General features: G+C 60.4%; 8 protein-coding genes. 2 read left to right on the top strand and 6 right to left on the bottom strand.

Annotation, left to right across the window (positions count from 1 at the left end; all coding sequences use genetic code 11):
- Window positions 1-33: 33 nt before the first annotated feature.
- Entirely contained in the window at window positions 34-1,635 is a 1,602-nt protein-coding gene (locus GC162_03180) for an AAA domain-containing protein (GenBank protein ID MBI1367639.1), read from the top strand.
- A gap of 209 nt (window positions 1,636-1,844) precedes the next feature.
- On the opposite strand, the gene GC162_03175 is transcribed toward GC162_03180, so the two are convergent.
- The 6 genes from GC162_03175 to GC162_03150 all read right to left on the bottom strand — a co-directional run bounded on the left by GC162_03175 (window position 1,845) and on the right by GC162_03150 (window position 15,635).
- Window positions 1,845-8,822 carry a trypsin-like serine protease gene (locus GC162_03175; GenBank protein ID MBI1367638.1) on the bottom strand — a complete coding sequence of 2,326 codons (6,978 nt, stop codon included), beginning with the start codon at window positions 8,820-8,822 and terminating at the stop codon, window positions 1,845-1,847.
- A complete protein-coding gene (locus GC162_03170; GenBank protein ID MBI1367637.1) occupies window positions 8,819-9,667 on the bottom strand; it encodes a hypothetical protein in 849 nt (282 codons plus the stop codon). Before GC162_03170 ends, GC162_03175 begins: the two co-directional genes overlap by 4 nt.
- Window positions 9,668-9,670: 3 nt before the next feature.
- The gene (locus tag GC162_03165) at window positions 9,671-10,498 is read right to left on the bottom strand and encodes a hypothetical protein (protein MBI1367636.1); all 828 of its coding nucleotides are present in this window, start codon (window positions 10,496-10,498) and stop codon (window positions 9,671-9,673) included.
- A 233-nt stretch (window positions 10,499-10,731) separates the two neighbouring features.
- Window positions 10,732-11,286 (bottom strand): terminase small subunit, encoded by a 555-nt coding sequence (locus GC162_03160; protein MBI1367635.1) that lies wholly within the window; start codon window positions 11,284-11,286, stop codon window positions 10,732-10,734.
- A 350-nt stretch (window positions 11,287-11,636) separates the two neighbouring features.
- The gene (locus tag GC162_03155; GenBank protein MBI1367634.1) at window positions 11,637-12,920 is read right to left on the bottom strand and encodes a DUF1552 domain-containing protein; all 1,284 of its coding nucleotides are present in this window, start codon (window positions 12,918-12,920) and stop codon (window positions 11,637-11,639) included.
- A 36-nt stretch (window positions 12,921-12,956) separates the two neighbouring features.
- On the bottom strand, window positions 12,957-15,635 hold the full coding sequence (locus GC162_03150) for a DUF1592 domain-containing protein (protein ID MBI1367633.1): 2,679 nt from the start codon (window positions 15,633-15,635) through the stop codon (window positions 12,957-12,959).
- A 2,619-nt stretch (window positions 15,636-18,254) separates the two neighbouring features.
- Here GC162_03150 and GC162_03145 point away from each other — a divergent pair.
- The gene (locus GC162_03145; GenBank protein ID MBI1367632.1) at window positions 18,255-18,800 is read left to right on the top strand and encodes a DUF2892 domain-containing protein; all 546 of its coding nucleotides are present in this window, start codon (window positions 18,255-18,257) and stop codon (window positions 18,798-18,800) included.
- Window positions 18,801-19,042 lie beyond the last annotated feature (242 nt).

Genomic DNA, 19,042 nt, shown 5'->3' with positions numbered 1-19,042 from the left:
TATAAAGTTGGATATAAGATTATACTTTATGATATGACCAAGCGTGTTGTCATCGGGTTTCTCGGGACGCAGTTGGATGCGGGTCCGGAGCGGGCGGAGCGATGGTCCAAGTGGCGGCCGAGCGTGTCCATTTGCCAACATGAGGAGTTGCTCATCGATCGCTTTGAACTGCTCTATGAGCAGAAGTTCGAGCGGATGATGCGCATGGTGGTCGCGGACATCGAAGCGGTTTCACCGGAGACGCGGGTCGTGCCGCGCCTCATCGACACGGGGGATCCATGGGACTTTGAGCGGGTGTATGCAGCCCTGCTCGACTTTGCTCAGGCCTATCCGTTCGAGCCCGATGCGGAGGAATACCTCGTTCACATCACCACCGGGACGCACGTGGCGCAGATCTGTCTTTTTCTGCTCACAGAATCGCGTCATCTGCCCGGGAAATTGATCCAGACCTCGCCGCCGCGGCGTCGGGGTCAACACAATGTGCCGGGCGAATATGCGGTCATCGATCTGGATCTGTCGCGATACGACCGGATTGCACAGCGATTCGCGCGCGAGCAGCGCGAGGGATTGTCATCCCTCAAGTCCGGCATCGATACCCGCAACTCGGCTTTCAACGCGCTCGTCGAGCAGATCGAGCACGTGGCGGCTCACTCGGCGGCGCCGGTCCTTTTGACGGGCCCAACGGGGGCTGGCAAATCGCAGATGGCCCGGCGGATATTCGAACTCAAGAAGCGGCGGCATCAATTGGCGGGTCCGTTCATCGAAGTCAACTGCGCCACGCTGCGCGGCGACACCGCCATGAGCACGCTCTTCGGTCACAAGCGCGGCGCATTCACCGGCGCCACCGCAGATCGCCCCGGCCTGCTTCGCGCCGCCAACGGCGGATTGTTGTTCCTCGACGAAATCGGCGAACTCGGCGTCGACGAACAGGCGATGCTCCTGCGTGCGTTGGAAGAGCGAAGGTTCCTGCCTGTGGGCAGCGATCGCGAAGTCGAGAGCAGCTTTCAACTCATCGCCGGCACCAATCGCGATCTGTCGGAGCGCGTGCGCGACGGACACTTTCGCGAAGACTTGCTGGCTCGAATCAATCTCTGGACTTTTCGCATGCCGGCGCTGATCGACCGGCGGGAGGACATCGAGCCGAATGTTCGTTTCGAGCTCGACCGATTTGCTGAGTCGGCTGGTTCGCTCGTGGCGTTCAGTCGAGAGGCGCATCATCATTTCATGAAGTTCGCCATGTCAAACGAAGCCGCATGGTCGGGCAACTTCCGCGATCTGAATGCGGCGATCACACGTATGGCGACGCTCGCCTCGGGGGGACGCATCACCCAAAAGAATGTTGACGACGAGATCGAGCGGCTTCGTGCGGCGTGGCGGCCGGTCATGCCGACGAACGCAGCCGACGCAATCGTCACTGAAGCGCTCGGCCCCGATCGCGCCGCTGATTTGGACCCGTTTGATCGGGTGCAACTGGCGGAGGTGCTGCGCGTCTGCCAGCACAGTCGTTCGCTCGCTGAGGCCGGGCGGGAATTGTTCGCTGTTTCTCGACAACGTCGGCGCAGCGTGAACGATGCGGATCGCGTGCGAAAATACTTGTTGAAATTCGGGCTCTCAGGCGACGGCATCACGCGATAGCTCAATGCGGCGATCAACTTCGCCCACACGCTGATTCATATCTACGACCCGTTCAAATTAGCGGACGTGGCACGTGGCGTGCGAAACAGACCGCAGGATGTATCTTTGCATTGCCGTGCCGCCACGTGCCTGGGATTGACCGCCGCAACTGGATGTGAATGTCAGTTCTGCGGCGCATCGGCACAGCGATCGATCATGATCGTTTTGAATCACGGCTTTGGTTGATTCGCACCATCCTGCACGCATTTGTCTAAGAATGCGCGAAGTTCGCCGGAGGGGATGGCGAAGCCGGTCCCCTCAAGGCTGGTTTTCATCACGGCAATGCCGATCACGAGGCCGTGTTCGTCAAAGACGGGTCCTCCGCTAGAGCCGGGATTCATGGCGGCGTTGGTCTGCACGTATGGTCGGTTCTTGATCATGCGACGCGAACTGGAGACGACGCCTGTGGTCAGCGTGTGATCGAGTATCTGGTCGCCGGCTCCCGGATTGCTGATCAGCGTCACCGCAGCGCCGAGTCCGGCGGGGGCGGCAGGGCCGATCGCGACCGTTGCCATTAAACCATCTGGCTTGATCTCAAGCAGCGCCAGATCGGCCTCGTCATCCAGATACACCATCTTCGACTTGGCCTCTCGGAAGTCGCGGTTGGGATCGTCGGTCCTGAGTCGATACAGTACCTTCGCTGCGCCTGAGCGTGGCACAACATGGGCACATGTCAGAACCAGTCCTTGGCCGACAACGCATCCGGTGCCGCTGTCGTCGTCTGTCTTGATCACGACGACCGCATTCTTGTATCGCTCCGCGATGACGGCGGGAGTCATCACTTCCGCAGCCGGCTGCCGATCGATCGCTGAGATCTGGTCACGCGTCACCGTCGGATGCGGAGTTTGCGGCTTGGGCTGTGGAACGACGGCAACGGGCGCATCGACTGCTTCGATTTTGATTGGCATGACGCGCAGATGATCGGGCTCGTTGGGCCCGACTTGGGTAACCTGACCGCGCAGGACAACGTGCGAACCATCCGGCGTGAACGCCGCCTGAAAACCTGAAAATCCGGCGGGCACTTCAACGTCATGCTTGACGGTGTTGCCGCTGGCGAGGTCAATCACTTTAAGCGTGCGCAGCTCTGTCAAAGCCACGGCCAGATCGCGCGTCGGATGCACATCAATTCGCATCGGCGTGTACCCGGCGTTCTGGAGCACAATTGAGAAGTGCGGCGTCATCTTGGTTGGGTCAAAACACGCCAGCTTCGTTTGAATACGGGCGAATCCGCCTGTCAGCACTGCACATACCAGATAGCGATCATCGTGTGTGAGATACAAACCGTTCAGAACGCGCCCCATGCAGTCTGCGTGATCGACCATGTTCAGTCGGGGTCCCCGCACTTCATATTTGAATAGCACGGAGTCTCCGCTGGTGACCGGCGACACGCGAGCCATTCCGCCGCCGACGCCCTCGGCGACGATCTCTGTGATTTTCAGATCGTCGTGAACGGCGTAGAGAATCTGGCCCGTTGAGTCGATCGCCAGATACTTGCCGAACGCGCCTTCGATCGGGTTCAGCTGCCCCGTGGATTCGTCAAAGAGGTAGATCGCACACACGCCCGCCTGACCTGTCACCGAAGCCACCTCGAGCGCGACATATGTTCGGCTAAGCGCTGGATTCAAAGCCATATCCATGACGCGACAGTCGGGCAAGTCCGCATGTTTGACGACCTTGAGCGTCTGCCGATCGACGACATCAATGCGAGCAGCCCCGAGACAGATAAGTTGATCGCCGCGTTGCGCGACGCGCATATAGCGGTAGGGCAGAACCAGATCCTCGAGCTTCTTCACGCCATCCGGGGAAGTGACCGTGAGTCGAGGCCCCTGTGAAATCAACATCGCATCGCGCTTCGGAGTCGATGCGACGGACCAGTCGGCGCCGAGGATCGGATAGCGGACAACATGTTCGTCGCCGGGCTGCTGGGCCACTTCAGCCGGTCGCTCGAAGGGCTCCGTCACCAGATGCAAGACTCGCTTTGTCACGGAACCGACGACGAACACATGCAATTTCCCGCCGCGGTGCACGGCGATTGGACCGCAATACACGTTGTTCAACGAATCACCGCGCCATGACTCGGTCACATTCATCGCGGGATAGCGGACCGACCGATCGGCGAGCGTCAACGCGGGAAGGCCGAGGCTGATCGCGCCCAAGTTTTCCGGCCCGAGCGTGTAGGCCATCGGCTCCGTCGCATCGGGCATGACGGTGCGTTTGAACGAATCGGCGACGGGGATCAACTTCCCCCCAACACTCAGCCGTTGGCCGATATACCAATGTGATCCGACACCTGCGAAGCAGGGCGGCATCAATTGCTGACTGAAGACGGGGCTGAGTTTTGGACTCGCGGAATCCGTCAGTGCCGGCAGATCGATCGTGATGATTTTGCCATCTCGCGGACCGGGAGCTGTTTGGACCGCTGCCATCAGACCATCGGTGCTGATTTCCAGCGCGCCGTCGGCTGCGACATCCAATGGTGCGATTGCGCCAGCTTGCGTATTGAAACGCAACCAGCGAAATCCGGTGCCATGGGTGGCGCTGACAAAGATCGTATTCTTCGCGTGATTCTCATCGGCGGCACTGAGATAGAAGGGATGCCCATTCGGCACATTGTAAGCATTACTGACGCGCCAATGGTCGCCCCGGCGATCGCATACAACGATCCGTCCCGGATCGTACTGCGCGACACACAGTCGGCCCTCGAAATAACGCATGCTGCGCGGCATCGGAACGTCGAGCGTAGCGTCAATTTTTGATTGCGCGATGTCCCAAATGGTGACTCGATCTTGTGCCTCGTGCGCCACAAAGAGCCAACGTCCATCCGGCGACGCGGCGATGGTCGTCGCGGACGACTCGATCGGCAGCGGTTCCAATGCAATGGCGTTTTCCGGCGTCGGCGCCAGCCAAAGCTGCTCGCCCTCACCCGCGGAAGCCTGCCGCAATTGACCTCGCTCCATATATGTGACGACGAGGCGTGATTTTGTGCTCATCGCACGCGAATGACCTGCGCTGATGCTCTGATTGACGAATACACCGATCGGCTCGGGCGTCTTGCTCGTGGTCGCGCGCTCTAGTTCAACTCGCCATCGATCGATGAACGATTGAGTCACATCGCCCCACGTGCGATCGTATCCGTAGCGTGCTTCGAGAATGGTGATGCCACGAAAAGCGTGGCCGGGCTCGCTGCTGAAACGTACCAGATCAGCGGGCGCCTGCGGCAAAATCATGACATAATCGGGCAATGTGAAAGTTTGTGTATCGACGTGGCCGTCAAATCGAGTCTGAATCGACAGCGTCGCATGGGCCGTTGGCGGGACAAATTCATTCGTCAGTTCGTGCGCTTCGATCGGGAACGCCATGCCGAATCGACCCGCCCGGTCTCGCACCGCTTCCGTGGCGTCGACTACACGGCCGTCGATGGTCAGATTGGCGGCAACCACTTCGAGCTTCGCTGTGGTGCTGTTGGCGGCTGTAGAGGCGACCGTGGTCATCTGCTGCTTGGAAATGTCCTGCCCGGGCTGAATCGGCGAGGCGACTTCAACCGACGGTCCGATCTTACGCGGCGCCGGCTGCAGCGGTCGACGGTCCGGCCCGGCCCAGGTCCAATCGGGCTGAGTCCTTTCATTGATCGCTTTGGCGATCAGCGCCTGCGCCCGCGCGTCATCGGGGTCGATCAAGGCGATCAGGTCGTTGAGGTAGCCTGCAGCCTGCCGAGCGGCATCGCTGTTCTGCGCGAGCAACTTGTCCCGCGCGTCACTGAGGGTTGTGTCGATTTCCTTGAGGCCGCCGTCTCTCAGAGGCTCGCGTGGTTCGAGTCTCCGCTGCGCTACGAACAATGCGTTTGTTAGAGTTGCCTCGCGATGTCCCGGCACCAGGTGGAGCGCCATCCCGATCGCCTCCGCGGCAACGCGAGCATCCTGATCTGACTGCATCTCCAAAGCATGATTCACCCATCGCATCAGTGCATCCGCTGCTGAATTCCGCTGCGTCTCGGGCAGCAAACCGGAGTAGTCCCGGGCGGCATAATCGATCTGCGGCTCGGCGTAACGTACCGCGAGGCGCAGCGACGGATCAATCAGCGATGCGACGGTTCCGTGATCGACGTGAAGTTGCGACGCATCGAATGTGAGTCGATCCAACTCGATCGGCCCAAAATCTCGTGCGCCGGCCGGGGCCCACGTCAGTTCAACATCACGCGTTCTCTGCGGCTTAAATATTTCAATCGGCACTAGCCCAGGCTTGAGTTCGACATTGAGTTCGCTGATGTTGGGGCCGCGTTTGAAATCACCGACCGCATCGCCGACGCGGATCACGCCGCCTTTGACACGGAAGTGGTGCATCCCTGCATCACGAATCTCCACTTTGCCGCGCAGACAGACATTGCGAAGTTCGGTCAGCGCCGTCTTTCCGTCTGCGTCGAAAGTGCCGTATTGCCGTATCGCCGGTGCGCCATTGATGAACGTGCGATTCGTCATCTCTTCCTTCGGGTTCACCGGTTCCAGTTGGCTCGTATACTCGTCGACGATCAATCCATAACGCCGTGCATCCGCAGGTCCCGCATTCGTGGGCCGCATCGCCGCCTCGAAGCTGCGAACCGTGGCGAACGCAACATTGAGTCCCGTGTCTTTGCCGTAGCCAACCGCGAAGTAGGCCGGTCGCGCCGGGTCGGCCGCCGGGTCGAGATCCGCAACAACTTCTTTGCCGTTGACCAGCACTGTGATCTTGTCGCCGGTGCGCGTCACGGTGATCGGTTCATACGACGAATACGGACCGCGCGCGACCCACGCGATAACGTGCGGCTTCGGCGTGTCGAGTCCGCTCATGAGGCCGAATCCCGCGGCTCCCCGAATCTCCGCTTGAATACGGAAGTCGCCGACGATGGGTGTGCGCCAATTGATCAGCCGGCCGTAGGGATGAGCCCCTTCGATCCAGACGGCCCCGTCGACCACGCCGCCGTCGGCAAGCGCCAGAGGCATCACATGGGTTCCCCACCCGTGCGAAATCGCGGTGTAGACCCACCAGTCGTCGGGGTTGATCGGATTTTTCCCTTCGTCGCTCGCTGACACATCCTGCTGCAGGCTGCCGCTTGTCACCGGCCAGAAAACCACATAGCGATCAAGGCGCAATCGCTCAATGTTGTAAAGCGCGTCCAGATCATCCGGCGACATCGCAAGACGCATCCGGTAGGCGAGCGCCGCCAAGAGGCGCTCCGCATCAGTCGATGATGCCGCCCATCGTTTCGCCAGAGGGATGAGAGCGTCCATGTTCGCGCGAGCGGTCGCCTCATCAATGGGCTCGGGCATTTCGCCGTGACGCAGTTGCCAGCCGAGAATCAATGCATCGCGATCTTCAGGCAACATCTGAAAGATCGCCGCTCGCAAGCTGTTGATGATGTCGCGTTCGCGATTCTTAATGAGCGAATTGGGAAGCAAATGATTCCGCAAGACGGTTACGATCGCCGCGGCAAGCGTCTTGCGGTCCGAATCATTCACACTCGCGAAATCGATCGGAAGAGGTCGAAGCGTGGGACTAGGATCGCCGAAGCTGCGCAGTCGGGTCGCGTCGACGACTTTGCGTTTGCCCTCGCGACTATCCGCATGGGCGGCGAAACCGAAGGGTTCTTTTGTGACCAGATCCGCCAGCGCAATCGGTGCGGCGGTGCGGTACATACGTTGCGCCGGGATTGGTTCGATCCGAGTCTCGCCCGGCAGTATCCATGTACCGACGACCATTCCTTTGCCCGGCGCCTTGGTCCACTCCAGTTTGATCATCCCCGGCGTCAATTCGGCGTCGACGTGCGTCACGCCTTGTGCCGTTGTCGACGACTTGGCGGACACGACATGCTCGCCGCTCACGACCAGCTTGTTGTCATCGGCGACAAATTGATACGTGCCTGCCTTGTCGATCCGGACCCATGACGTCACGACGATCTGACGCTCCGCTGATGCGGGTCGAAATCGTCCGTCGACTCCAAACTCGGCGATGTATTGATCCAGCGGCGGACCGCGGTCGCCGTTGGCGACAAGCGTCGGATCTGGATATTCATCAATCGTCACGCCATGTACGAATCCGTTCGCGCCTTCTCCGGCCAATCCGGTTGCGTGGACCACCTGAAAATTCTCCATGGAGATCCGATGCTCGCTCGACTTGAACGCAAGGCGCAACGGGCGCGTCAAATCGGTAAGCGCGAAGATATTGATCGGGCGATCATTGGATGTCACCGATAGCAGATTGTTCGCGCGGCGGATGATGATGTCGTAGCGACCATTCTTCGCCCGCTCTGGGGAAGCTTCCGAATCGTTCGAACTGCCGGCGTTCGAATCAAGGAAGAAGACTAGGCCGCACGGCGTGCGCAAGGTGAAGCGCACTTCAAAATCGCCGACAAATGGGTGCTCGCCGAAGATCAGCCACTGCTTGGCCGATGATTGCCGAAATTTCACATCGAGACGATTGCCCACCAGCTCGAAATCACCTTTGGTCAATGGTCGGACCTGATTGCCCTCGCGGATGAACCAATATTCGGCCGCCATTGCCGGCGGTGTTGCGACTTGCGGGTTGGCCACTTGGTTCGCGCCGGCATCCTCGCCCGGCGCCGCAGGCGGCATTGCACGCTCCGGTACGGGCGGCGCCCAGTTCTCTTGTGCAAAGTGTCCGTCTCGTCGAAGCGACTCGATCATGACGATCACATCGTCGCTCGGATCCTCCAGCAGCACGGTCAAATCCAGTAGGTAGGCCGCCAGATCGCGATCCGCATCGGCCTTGGACTCTGTCATCGCTTTGGCCTTGCCGATCAGGAACATCGTCAATTGGCGTGCACTGGCATTGCCGCCAACGCGCTGCGGCTTGAGTCCGCGAGCCATCTTTGTATGCGTCAGAAGCGCCTGCTGATTATTCGGATCGAGCCGCATCGCCATCGAAAGCAGCCGTCCCGCAATGGCGGCTTCATGTGGATCATTCGGGTCCAACTGATCCGCAGCGAAGTGCACCATCGCCTTAACGATCTCAATACGATCGGACGGCGTCATCGACAACTTGGCGACGTCAAACAGACGGCGACCCGGATCGGGCAGTTTGTAGGGCAAGTCGGTTGCATTGGACACGCCCACGAGCAACCCAACGAAAAGCAAAATGACGGGAAATCGTTTCATGGATTGAAATGATGATCGAGGATATGGATGTCGTCGAGGTCGACGGACACGCTGATCGCGATGCCGGGACGCGATTCGAAGAATCCGCCGAAAGTAATGTGACTGATTCTGGCGTCGATGGTAATCTCGTCACGGACGCTAATCGTTTTCCATGCCTGCAAGTCGTCCGTACCGAAGATTGCCCTCACCTTTTGAATGCATGCATCGTACGGACGCCCTTTGATCGTATCGATCTCGAATGAGCGGTCGGTGCGCTTGAAGCTCAAATCATTAGGCCTTAGATCGGCACCGTATGCTTCGTTCGGCGGCGGTTTGACCAGTCGCTGGTTAGATTTGAAGAAGTTGTGAGCCGGGCCTGAAGTGACCGTGAAAGTCGCCTTGATGCGAAGCTCACCACTTTGACAAAGCGTGTCGAAATAGCGGCCGACCGCGTCGCGAACCGCCGGCGTATAGGCCTTCACATTGCCTCGATCAGCGCGGATCGGCAGCGCCGAGTCGGGAATCAACGCCGACAGGTCACCGAGCGAACGTACGATCTGAATCTTTGGCGCGGCCGCCGGCTTGGGCGCCGCCTCAGCCGGCAATCCCGCTGCCGCCGCCACAGCCTGAAGGTCGGCCAGCTGCTTCTGCATCGCCTCAACCTTCTCCCGCAGTGCGGCCGCTTCCTCCTCGAGCTGCTTGTTTTCCTCTTCGATCTTTTCCGGTGCGTTTGCCTTTGCCTTCGCTTCCTGCAGCCGCCGTAGCGCCTCTTCGGACGAAATCTGGGCCAGAGAGTTCGGGCTGATCAGCCCAAGCAGAGCAACGCACGACAACACGGCGGAGGGGATGGTCAATGATCGCGCCATGGCTTATTTCTTCGCCTCGTGTTTGACGATGTGGATGTTGTTCAGCTCGATATTCAGGTCGATCACCACTTCGGCGCCGGCTTGCCGAAAGTAGTTGACGGATACTTTGCTGATTTCGCATTCGAGGGTGACCGTATCATGGTCCCTGACCTTGCGCCATTCGGGCAATCGATCCGCCGCAATAATCCCACGCACGTACCCAATGCGTATATCGCGCGGCTTTACATGATACGAATCAACTTGGGGCGATCCGGAGGAGAAGCGATATTCGACATCAGTCGGTAGAAGCATCACAAAATAGCGGTCCAGGAATTCCTTACCACTGGCATCACGATCAGTGGAGGGTGTGCTTGCTATCGTAAATGCGGACTCAAGCCGCAGGAGGTTGTTCTGCGCCATCGCGTCAAAGTGCTGTGTGACCAAATCGCAGTTGACGATCGAGTATGCTTGTGCGTTATTGCGGTTCTTCGGATCGGGCAGCGCGGAATCTGGAACGAGGGGTGAAAGCTCGCGCAGTGATTTGAGCGTGCGGACCGTCGCGTCACCTTCAAGCGCCGGTCCGGCAGGGGCCACCGCTTGCCCAGCCGGCGCACCCATGGCAAGTATGCGGGCCCGTAGACTTTCCAGTTGCTTTTCGAGTGCGTCAGCTTGGCGCTTCAGATCGTGTACTTCTCGCTTAAGTCGTTCGTTCGCCGCCTCTGGACTTTCCGGTAATTCGGCGGTGACCTTTGCTTCCTGCAATCGGCGCTGTGCCTCTGCCGGTGAAAGTTGTGCGATCGAGATGTTGGCCGTCGAGACGACAACGATCACGAATACCAAGGACTTCCACATAGCCCGGATCTCCAAAGTGCAACACTCTTGGTTATGGTATCCGACAATTGCCGCTTTGCTTAGCCTCGAGTGCAACAGTTGCCGAGGTTGCTTCGACATTCGTCTTCCCACTTTGCCTACGTTTGGCTCAGGATACACAAGTATTGTTGGCTTAATGAAATACAATGAAAGTTTGATTGAGATTTGGGATGGTCTGATTAGCGAGACCATAAGAGTGCCCCGAAGCCTTCCAATTACAAATCTTCTGATGGCAAGTTGTTGTGCGCGTCATTTTGGTCTCGTGGCGGAACGTGTTCAAGAATGATTCTCTTGATTGGGGTTGGTTCTGTCGGTTCTTGGTTCTGCTGAAACATTCCCAGATGCAATCCAATGAGTTTGAGGGCGGCGATGCTGTCGCGCATTCGTATGTGAACGCCGCCATCCTTTGATTTGGAGATGCCGGAAACAGCCGCGCGCTGATTCGGCGTTAGAGTTTCAGTATCTTTAATGATCATCTCGCCGTTTCGCACCTCGACAAAGTTGCCAAAGTCTGCGAACGCGATTGCCTCCAGCCGCTTGATTACCTGATCCGCATCAATCTTTACCTGCTTCGAGCGTTCTTGAATTGCCCGATCGATCTCGGCCTTGATTGCAGGTTTTTGCAGGTTCTCAGCTCCGATCCGATGGGCGGTACGGGTGCTGTAGCCAGCGCGCATTGCCGCTTGGGTCGCATTAAGGTCGATGAGGAATTCGTTGACGAACTGGCGTTGTTTTGCGGTCAGTCGATAATCGAGAGAAGATTTATTCATGGTGACTGCTCCGTGATGGTAAGAATTGCGTCCCGCTTCACGGGTGACATGGCAAGCAAGTTTTCGAGGTGTGCGATGATCGTGGCACGTTCTCCTTGCGGTAGACACGTAAGCGAGTCTATCAGCGTTCGTAGATCTGGAGAAATCTGCTGCTCACTGTGGGCAAGGCTGTTGACGCACATGGCGTTATCATCCGTAAGTCTATTGCCATCAGATTCTCATGTGTGGGTATCGCCGGACTGTCGATCCGGAGGTTGCGGGTTCGATCCCCGTCGCCCTCGCTTGTAAAAGCACCGTCAAACGCCGCGAATCGCGGCGTTTTTCGTTGCGCGACGGCTTGCGCAAAGACCTTACGCGAAGTCCAGACCGCTCATCGTTCCCGTGCCCGTTGAGAACCGGTCCGCCTCGATGCCCAGGTGCTGAAGGCATGACACGAACAGATTGCACAAGGGTGGCGACTTTTCGGGGTCGAACGCCAGATGCTGCCCGTGCTTGAATCGCCCGCCGGCGAAGACGATCGGCAGGTTCGTGTTGTTGTGGCTCGAGGCGTTGCCAAGGTTCGAGCCCATCACGATCGCCGTCTGATCCAAAAGCGTGTGCTCGCCTTCCTGCACGCTCTCGAGCTTCTTCAATAGCTCGCCGAACAGACGGAATTCCTCGTGCTCGATGATGGCGAGTTTGCTGATCTTGGTTTCGTCCTTGCCATGATGGCTCAGATTGTGCCACCCGTCGTCGACGCCCTGAAGGTTGACGACTTCGTTGCCGCCGGACCCGCCGAAGGTGATCAACCGCGTCGAATCCGTGCGGAACGCCAGATAGATCAGATGGTACATCAGCTCCATGCGCCCGGTCATGTTCTCGCGCGCTTCGATGTCCGTCGGCGGGGCTTCGTCAACTTTGGGTTTGGGCATGTTCGCCCACTGCTCCGCTTTGACAAGCCGCTGCTCCAGCTCGCGCACGCTGGTGAAGTATTCATCGAGCGTGTGCTGATCGCTGCGGCCGATTTTGTTCGTGATCGACTTCGTCTGCGCCTGCACGAGGTCCATGACGCTTTGCCCATCCTTGATCCGCTGCATCTGACGCGCCTTCTGCTCGCGCGTCCCTTCCAGAAACAGCCGGGCGAACACGGACGAGGGATGCTCGTCCGACGGAATGCGCACCCCGGCCCGGGTGTACGAGAGCGGCGTGCTTCCCGTCGAAAGCGACAGCGATGCGACACGCGTCTTGTGACCGATCAATTCCGCCGCATATTGGTCGACGGAGATCGTGTTCTTGAAGCTCGGCTGGCTCGGGTGAATCGCGCCGGTCAGGAAGCTCTGATCCGCCGAGTGCCCGCCGTCCACATCCGGATGCATCAGCCCGCTCATCACCGTGAACTTGCCGCGCAGTTCCTGAAGCGGTTCCAGATACGGCGTCACCTCGTAATCCTTGCCCGCCGTCTTGGGAAACAGAAACGGCGTATGAATCCCCAGCGGCGCACAAATCGCCACGAACCGACGCACATCCCCCGTCACGCCGTCCGCCCCGCGCGCTAGCGCCCCCAGCCCCGGCGTCATCGCCTCGAGCATCGGCAGCGCCATCGCCACGCCCGTGCTGCGCAGAAAGGTTCGTCGGTCCATGCGAAGTCGTGACATATATGTTGCTCCAATGCGTTGCGATTCAAGTCGGGACTACGGACGCGTGAACAAGTCGCTGTGCACGACGCCGTGAATCATCGAGCGGAGGCCCAGATTGTTTTTCCCGGCGTACTCGACGACGCCGTCGATCGCCGGGCGGTCCAGCACGCCGACCGGACGGCCGGTGCCGTACACGAGGAGCTTCTGCGCCAGCGAGCGCGCGACCTGCATCTTGTCGTCCATCATGCACGTGCGGAATTCCTGGAACGTCGTGAAGCTCCGCCCATCGCTCATCTCCGCATCCGTCTGCACGGGTTTGCCGATCTTGTACGACTTGCCCACGTTTTTGCCCTCGCCCAGCGAGCGGTAGCTGTCGCGCTCCAGCCCGATCGGGTCGAAGTGCTCCAGCGCGAACCCGGGCGGGTCGATGCGGGCGTGACAGCGGGCGCACGAGGGGTTGGCCCGGTGCTTGTCGAGCTGCTCGCGGATCGTCGTCGCGCCGCGGATGTCCGGTTCGATCGCCGGAACACCGGCCGGCGGAGGCGGCGGGGGCTGACCGAGCATGCGATCGAGAATCCACACGCCGCGCAAGACCGGCGACGTGTTCGTCCCGTTGGCGGTCACCTTCAGCACGCTCGCCTGCGCCATCACGCCGCCGCGCGCGCTGTCCGCCGGCAGCTTGACGATCTGAAACTTCTCGTTGCCCTTGACGCCGTCGATCTTGTAGTGACCGGCCATGCGCTCATTGAGCACGGCGAAGTCCGAGTCGATGAAATTCGTCACGCTCAGATCATTTTCGAGAATATGCCGGAAAAACCCGCGGGTTTCGCCCAGCATGGAGGTTTCGAGGAGGTCGTCGAACTCGGGGTAGAGCTTGGCGTCGGGCGTGGTGAACTTGATCTGGGCCAGGTCGAGCCATTGGTCGGTGAAGTGCGTGACGAACTGCTGGCTGCGCGGGTCTTTGAGCATGCGCTCCACCTGCTGATCGCGCACCGCCGGATCGCGCAGCTTGCCCGTCGCCGCCAGTTGCATCAATTCGTCATCCGGCATCGAGGACCAGAGGAAATACGAGAGCCGGGAGGCGAGCGTGTAGTCGTCGACGCGGGTGTCGCTGTTGATCAGAAGGAACTGCGGCGAGCAGAGCACGGCCGTGATCCCCGCACGCATGGCCTGCTCGAACGTCCGTCCATTGTCGAGCAGATTGTCCACGAGCGCGACATAGGGTTCAATCCCCGCCGCATCGACCGGGCGACGGAACGCCTTGGGGATGAACGCCGATAGAATCCGCTGCGCATCTTCCTTCGGATGCTCCGAGTTGACCTCATGCCGGCGGACATTCTTGCGGTAGCGCATCCAAAGGTGATCCGTCTCGATCATGGGCAGGTCGCCGAAGAGCGCCTTCTGCGCTTTGCTCGGGAAGTCCTGATCGAGCGGGCCTTCGGTTTCGACCCATTTGACGGCGATGCCGGGCTTGGGGTCCTTCGACCAGCCGGGCACTTCGGGGTAGATCCACGGCACCAGGTGCATCGAGTCGCCTTCCTTCATGCGCGTGGTGAATTCGATGATACGCGGTTCCTGCGAAGTGCCGGTGACGTCGAACATGCCGACGAAGCGGTTCTCGCCCGGGCCGAACAACGGGCCGACGAATACCGCGAGGACCGGCGTGTGATCGGGCGACTGGTAGGGCCAGATGGCGATGCGGCAGTGGTAGACGCCCGTCTCATGCGGGTGCGCGTCATCGATGCGAATCGGCGGCCAGCCGGGGCGGAACTTCACGAACGACCCGTCGACCTCCATGACACCGGCGCGTTTTTCCTCGATCGACTTCTTGTTTTCCTTTTCCTCAATGGTGATGGAGCGGCGGGTGGCGACGGGTTCGGGTTCGATGCGACGGATCACGCCGTCGAACGCCGCGTCGGCGGCCTCCATGTACCGTTCGAGCAGCACGCTGGAGATGCTCAGCCCGTCCGACACGTTGTCGAATCCCTGCACGCTCGAATCCTCGGGCAGCAGCGCGGCGAGCGGCGTGTCGATGCCGAGCAGGTCATGCACCGTGTTCTCATATTCGAGCCGGTTCATGCGACGGACCGCCAGCGGATGCTCCGATGCGGTCTTCCACATCGTCTTGCCGATCCAGCACACGACCGTATCGATCGCCGCGGCGTCGGGGCGGGCTTCCTTCTTGGGCGGCATATCGCCGTGATCGATCATCTGCGCGATCTTGGTCCATGTCTCGCGCAGCTCCGGGTCAGCAAAGTTGTCCGAGAGCGTGTCGAGGCGCACATCGCCCTTCTGCTTGTCGGGCCCGTGGCACTTGACGCAGTGATCGTCGAAAAATTTTGCGATGGAGGCGTCGACGGCGGCGCGCGCGACGGAGGCGCAGCCGATGACGCAGAGAAAAAGCAGCGGGGCGAAGCGATTGAATTTCATGGCGGCGGGTATTCCTGGCAAGGCCCTATACTGTATCGCCGATCCGCGCGGAATCCAAAGGATTTCTCGCGTTATGTCGACGACGCACGTTCCGGGACAACGCTCTGGGCGACCCCCTATTGCGAAGGTGACGTTCATGAAGTTTCCGGCCGGTTTTTGGCTTATCGCGGGTTTGTTCACGCTGTTCATTTTTCTCGCCGCCCGTCCCGCCGCCGCCGACCCGATCTGGATCGAAGGCGAACAGCCGACGCATGCGGACGTGCTCACCAACGGGTGGTACGACGATGTGAAAAAGGAAGGCATGTCGGGCAATGACTGGCTGACGCATTACGGTGATCGGCCCGGCACGGCGACGTACGACTTTCAGGTCGCCAAGCCCGGACCGTACACGTTCTGGTGGCGCGGCAACGTGCTGCTCGCGGCGGTCGACTACCGGCTCGGCGGCGGCGAATGGACGCCGATCCAGTTCACCGACAAGCGCGGCGAATACATGATCAGCCCCAAACCCGACCACCGATCCCTCGCATGGGTCAAAGTCGGCACGGTGACATTGCCCCAAGGCCCCAACCGCATCACCTTCAAGTTCCACAGCAAAATCTCCAACCACGGCGGCATCGACTGCTTCCTCTTCGACGATAGCGGCTTCGTCCCTTCCGGCGCGACCAGGCCGACCGCGACACAGGCGCCCGCCGGTCCGGCGGATTGGTTCCCCGTCGTGTATGACACCGATGCGTTTTCCGAAAAATCCGTCATCGACATGAGCGCAACCATCGACGCTCCCGCCGGTCAGCACGGCTTTCTCAAAACCGCCGGCGAGCATCTGCTATTCGAGCACGACACGGAGCCGACGAAGTTCTGGGGCTGCGGTGCGAATCTGAATTTCGGCCACATGAGCCGCGACCAGCTCACGCAACGCATCCGCTACCTCCGCAAGTACGGCGTCAACATGGTGCGCGAACATCCCGTGCAGAGCGACCTGGGCCCGCTCGTCAACGGGCAATTCGACGCGAAACGCATGGACGATCTGGACTGGTGGTTCGCCGAGCTGAAAAAGCAGGGCATCTACTCCACATGGTCCGTCTTCTACGGCGTGATCGTGAGCCCCGACGACGACTATCCGCCCGTGCTCTTTAACGAACTGCCCGTCACGCACAAGGACAAAAATCTCCGCAGTGGCTACGGGCTCACCAACACCGAGCGCGGCCTGCAGGACATCGAGCTCAAGTACCTCACGGCGCTCCTCAATCATGTCAATCCCTACACCGGCCTGCGATACGCCGATGACCCGGCGCTGGCGGTGCTCGAATTTCAGAATGAAGACTGCGTGTTCTTCCACTTCCCGCTCAACGAACTTTACAAGGGCGAGAAGTTCCCGCGGCATACCCAGCGGGTGCGCCATGCGTTTTTCGATTGGGCCCTGAAGAAATACGGCGATGAAAAGTCGCTGCGCGACGCATGGGGCGGGCTGCGGAAGGGCGATTCCTTCGCGCAGCAGGAGCTGGAGCTGATGGGCGCTTATCATCTCGGCGGCGACGGCCCGCTGTACGAATTCGCCGGACAGAAGCAGCGGGCCGGCGATCTGATCGCCTTTCTGACCGAGCAGCAGCGCGGCTACTACCAGCGGCGCGAGAAGGAAGTGCGCGAGCTGGGTTTCAAGGCCGTGACCGTCACGACGGCCTGGCGCGCCGGCGGGGCGGCGGCGGACCCGGCGAATCTCTACTGTGACACCGCCGCCGACATGATCGATCGTCACAACTACTTCGGCGGCGGTGCGGGCGGACACGGCATCGCGCCCGGCGAGGTCGACAATGCAAGCATGCTCGCACTGCCGGGGTCGGGGCTCTTGAGCATGGGCATGTATCAGGTCGCAGGCAAACCGTTCTGCTCGACGGAGTGGTCGTCGATGCCTCCCAACGAATGGAAGGCGGAGGCGGCGCCGCTGATGGCGTTTTACGGGATGGGGCTTCAGGGCTGGGACGCGTCGTATCACTTTCTCAACAGCCGCGCCTACCCCGGCGACGGCTGGCCGGAGCTGAGCAAATACGTGACCGACACCCCGCATTACATCGGTCAGTTTCCCGCGCTGTCGCTGGCGGTGCGACGCGGGGACATCGCCCAAGCCCCCGCCGCCGCGGCGCGACAAGTGACGATCCCCGATCTGTTCGCCGGCACCGATCCGCTCCACCAGGACTTCACCGGCGGCGGGCACGATGTCAAATCGCTTCAAGGCCAGCTCGCCACGCCCATGCCCGTCCTGGCCATCGGTAAAGTCACCGTCGGCTTCGGCGATGACCAGCCCTCGACCGTCGATTGGGCCAAGTACTGGGATTCCTCAGCAAAGCTCGTTTGTTCGATGACGGGCGAACTGGCATGGAACTACGGTCGGCAGGTCGTGACCGTCGACACGCCGCGCACGCAGGCCGTCGTCGGCCGGGCGGGCGGTCAGATGTTCAAGCTGGGGGCGATGGATGTCGCCGTGACGACGCCGTTCGTCTCGCTGCTGTTCACCGCGCTCGACGGCAAGCCCATCGACGAGTCGAAGCATGTGCTCATCACGGCGATGGCGCGCGATCGGCAGACGAATGCCAAGTACAGTGACGATGGCACGAAGTTGCTGGCGGTCGGCGGGCCGCCGCTTTTGATGGAGCCGGTGCAGGCGCTGATTCGCATGAAGGGGCTGCCGCCGACGAGCGTCAACGCGCTGGACATCTACGGCGTGCCGACCGGCCAATCCGTCCCCCTCAGCCCCGACGGGACGTTCGAGCTGAGCGGCCGCTACCGCACGTTCTACTACGAAATCCTGCGATAACGGCCGCTGGTCAATTTCAAATCCAGACCTATGATCAATCAAGGGCGACTGCCGTGGCACGCCCCTATCCGGCCTGTTCGGTCGTCGGTGATTGACCCCAAAGGATGGGCCTTATGAGTGTGACGCTCATTTCTCCAAAGCATCTGTCGGACCTGTGCGGCAAGAATCGGGCGGTGGATCTTTTTGATGTGCGACCCGCGGGCGACTACGCCGCGGTGCACATTCCGCAGGCACGGAGTCTGCCGTTCGATCAACTTGACGCGGCCGGGGTGCGAAGTCAGCGGATGGCGCCGGCGGATGAACCGGTGTATCTGGTCTGCAACGCCGGCGTCATGAGCCGGCGCGCCGGCGAGAAACTCACCGCGCAGGGGATGACGAATGTTATCAGCGTCGACGGCGGGACGCAGGCGTGGGTCGCGGCGGGACTGCCCGTCGTGCATGGCGCGAGCAAAGCGATATCACTCGAACGCCAGGTCCGCATCGTCGCCGGAATGCTCGTACTCGTCGGCGTCGCGCTCGGGTATTTCCTGCACCCCGGTTTTCTGGGGATCGCGGCGTTCGTCGGCGCGGGGCTCATCTTCGCCGGCGTGACCAACCGCTGCGGCATGGCGATGCTGCTTCTGAAAATGCCTTGGAATCGACCCCGATCCGGCACCTGAAGTTGCCGGCCGAAATATTTTATTTCGCGCGATGCGGCGATCATCCCAATACGGAGTATCACGGATGGTCATGCGTTAAGTGTGTCGGCCCACATTGCTTTTTGAAGTCGTCGCACCGCGCGACCGAACCGCCGCGTCTCCGCCGCCGGTCGGTGGCGCGATTTCGCGTCGCATTCCTGTCGGATTTTGATCGACAGGCCCGCCTCCGGCGGATAGCATGAACGGTGTCAGGGTGGTTTGTA

The sequence above is a fragment of the Planctomycetota bacterium genome, assembly GCA_016125255.1.
Lineage (GTDB): Bacteria > Planctomycetota > Phycisphaerae > Phycisphaerales > Zrk34 > RI-421.
This window is presented reverse-complemented; position numbering and strand designations above follow the sequence as displayed.

Coding starts and splice junctions, on each gene's coding strand:
- GC162_03165 (MBI1367636.1), bottom strand. CDS start 10,498: ATGTGGAAGTCCTTGGTATTCGTGATCGTTGTCGTCTCGACGGCCAAC.
- GC162_03150 (MBI1367633.1), bottom strand. CDS start 15,635: ATGCCTTCCTTTTTCACATCGTCGTACCACCCGTTGGTGAGCACGTCC.
- GC162_03180 (MBI1367639.1), top strand. CDS start 34: ATGACCAAGCGTGTTGTCATCGGGTTTCTCGGGACGCAGTTGGATGCG.
- GC162_03155 (MBI1367634.1), bottom strand. CDS start 12,920: ATGTCACGACTTCGCATGGACCGACGAACCTTTCTGCGCAGCACGGGC.
- GC162_03145 (MBI1367632.1), top strand. CDS start 18,255: ATGAGTGTGACGCTCATTTCTCCAAAGCATCTGTCGGACCTGTGCGGC.
- GC162_03175 (MBI1367638.1), bottom strand. CDS start 8,822: ATGAAACGATTTCCCGTCATTTTGCTTTTCGTTGGGTTGCTCGTGGGC.
- GC162_03170 (MBI1367637.1), bottom strand. CDS start 9,667: ATGGCGCGATCATTGACCATCCCCTCCGCCGTGTTGTCGTGCGTTGCT.
- GC162_03160 (MBI1367635.1), bottom strand. CDS start 11,286: ATGAATAAATCTTCTCTCGATTATCGACTGACCGCAAAACAACGCCAG.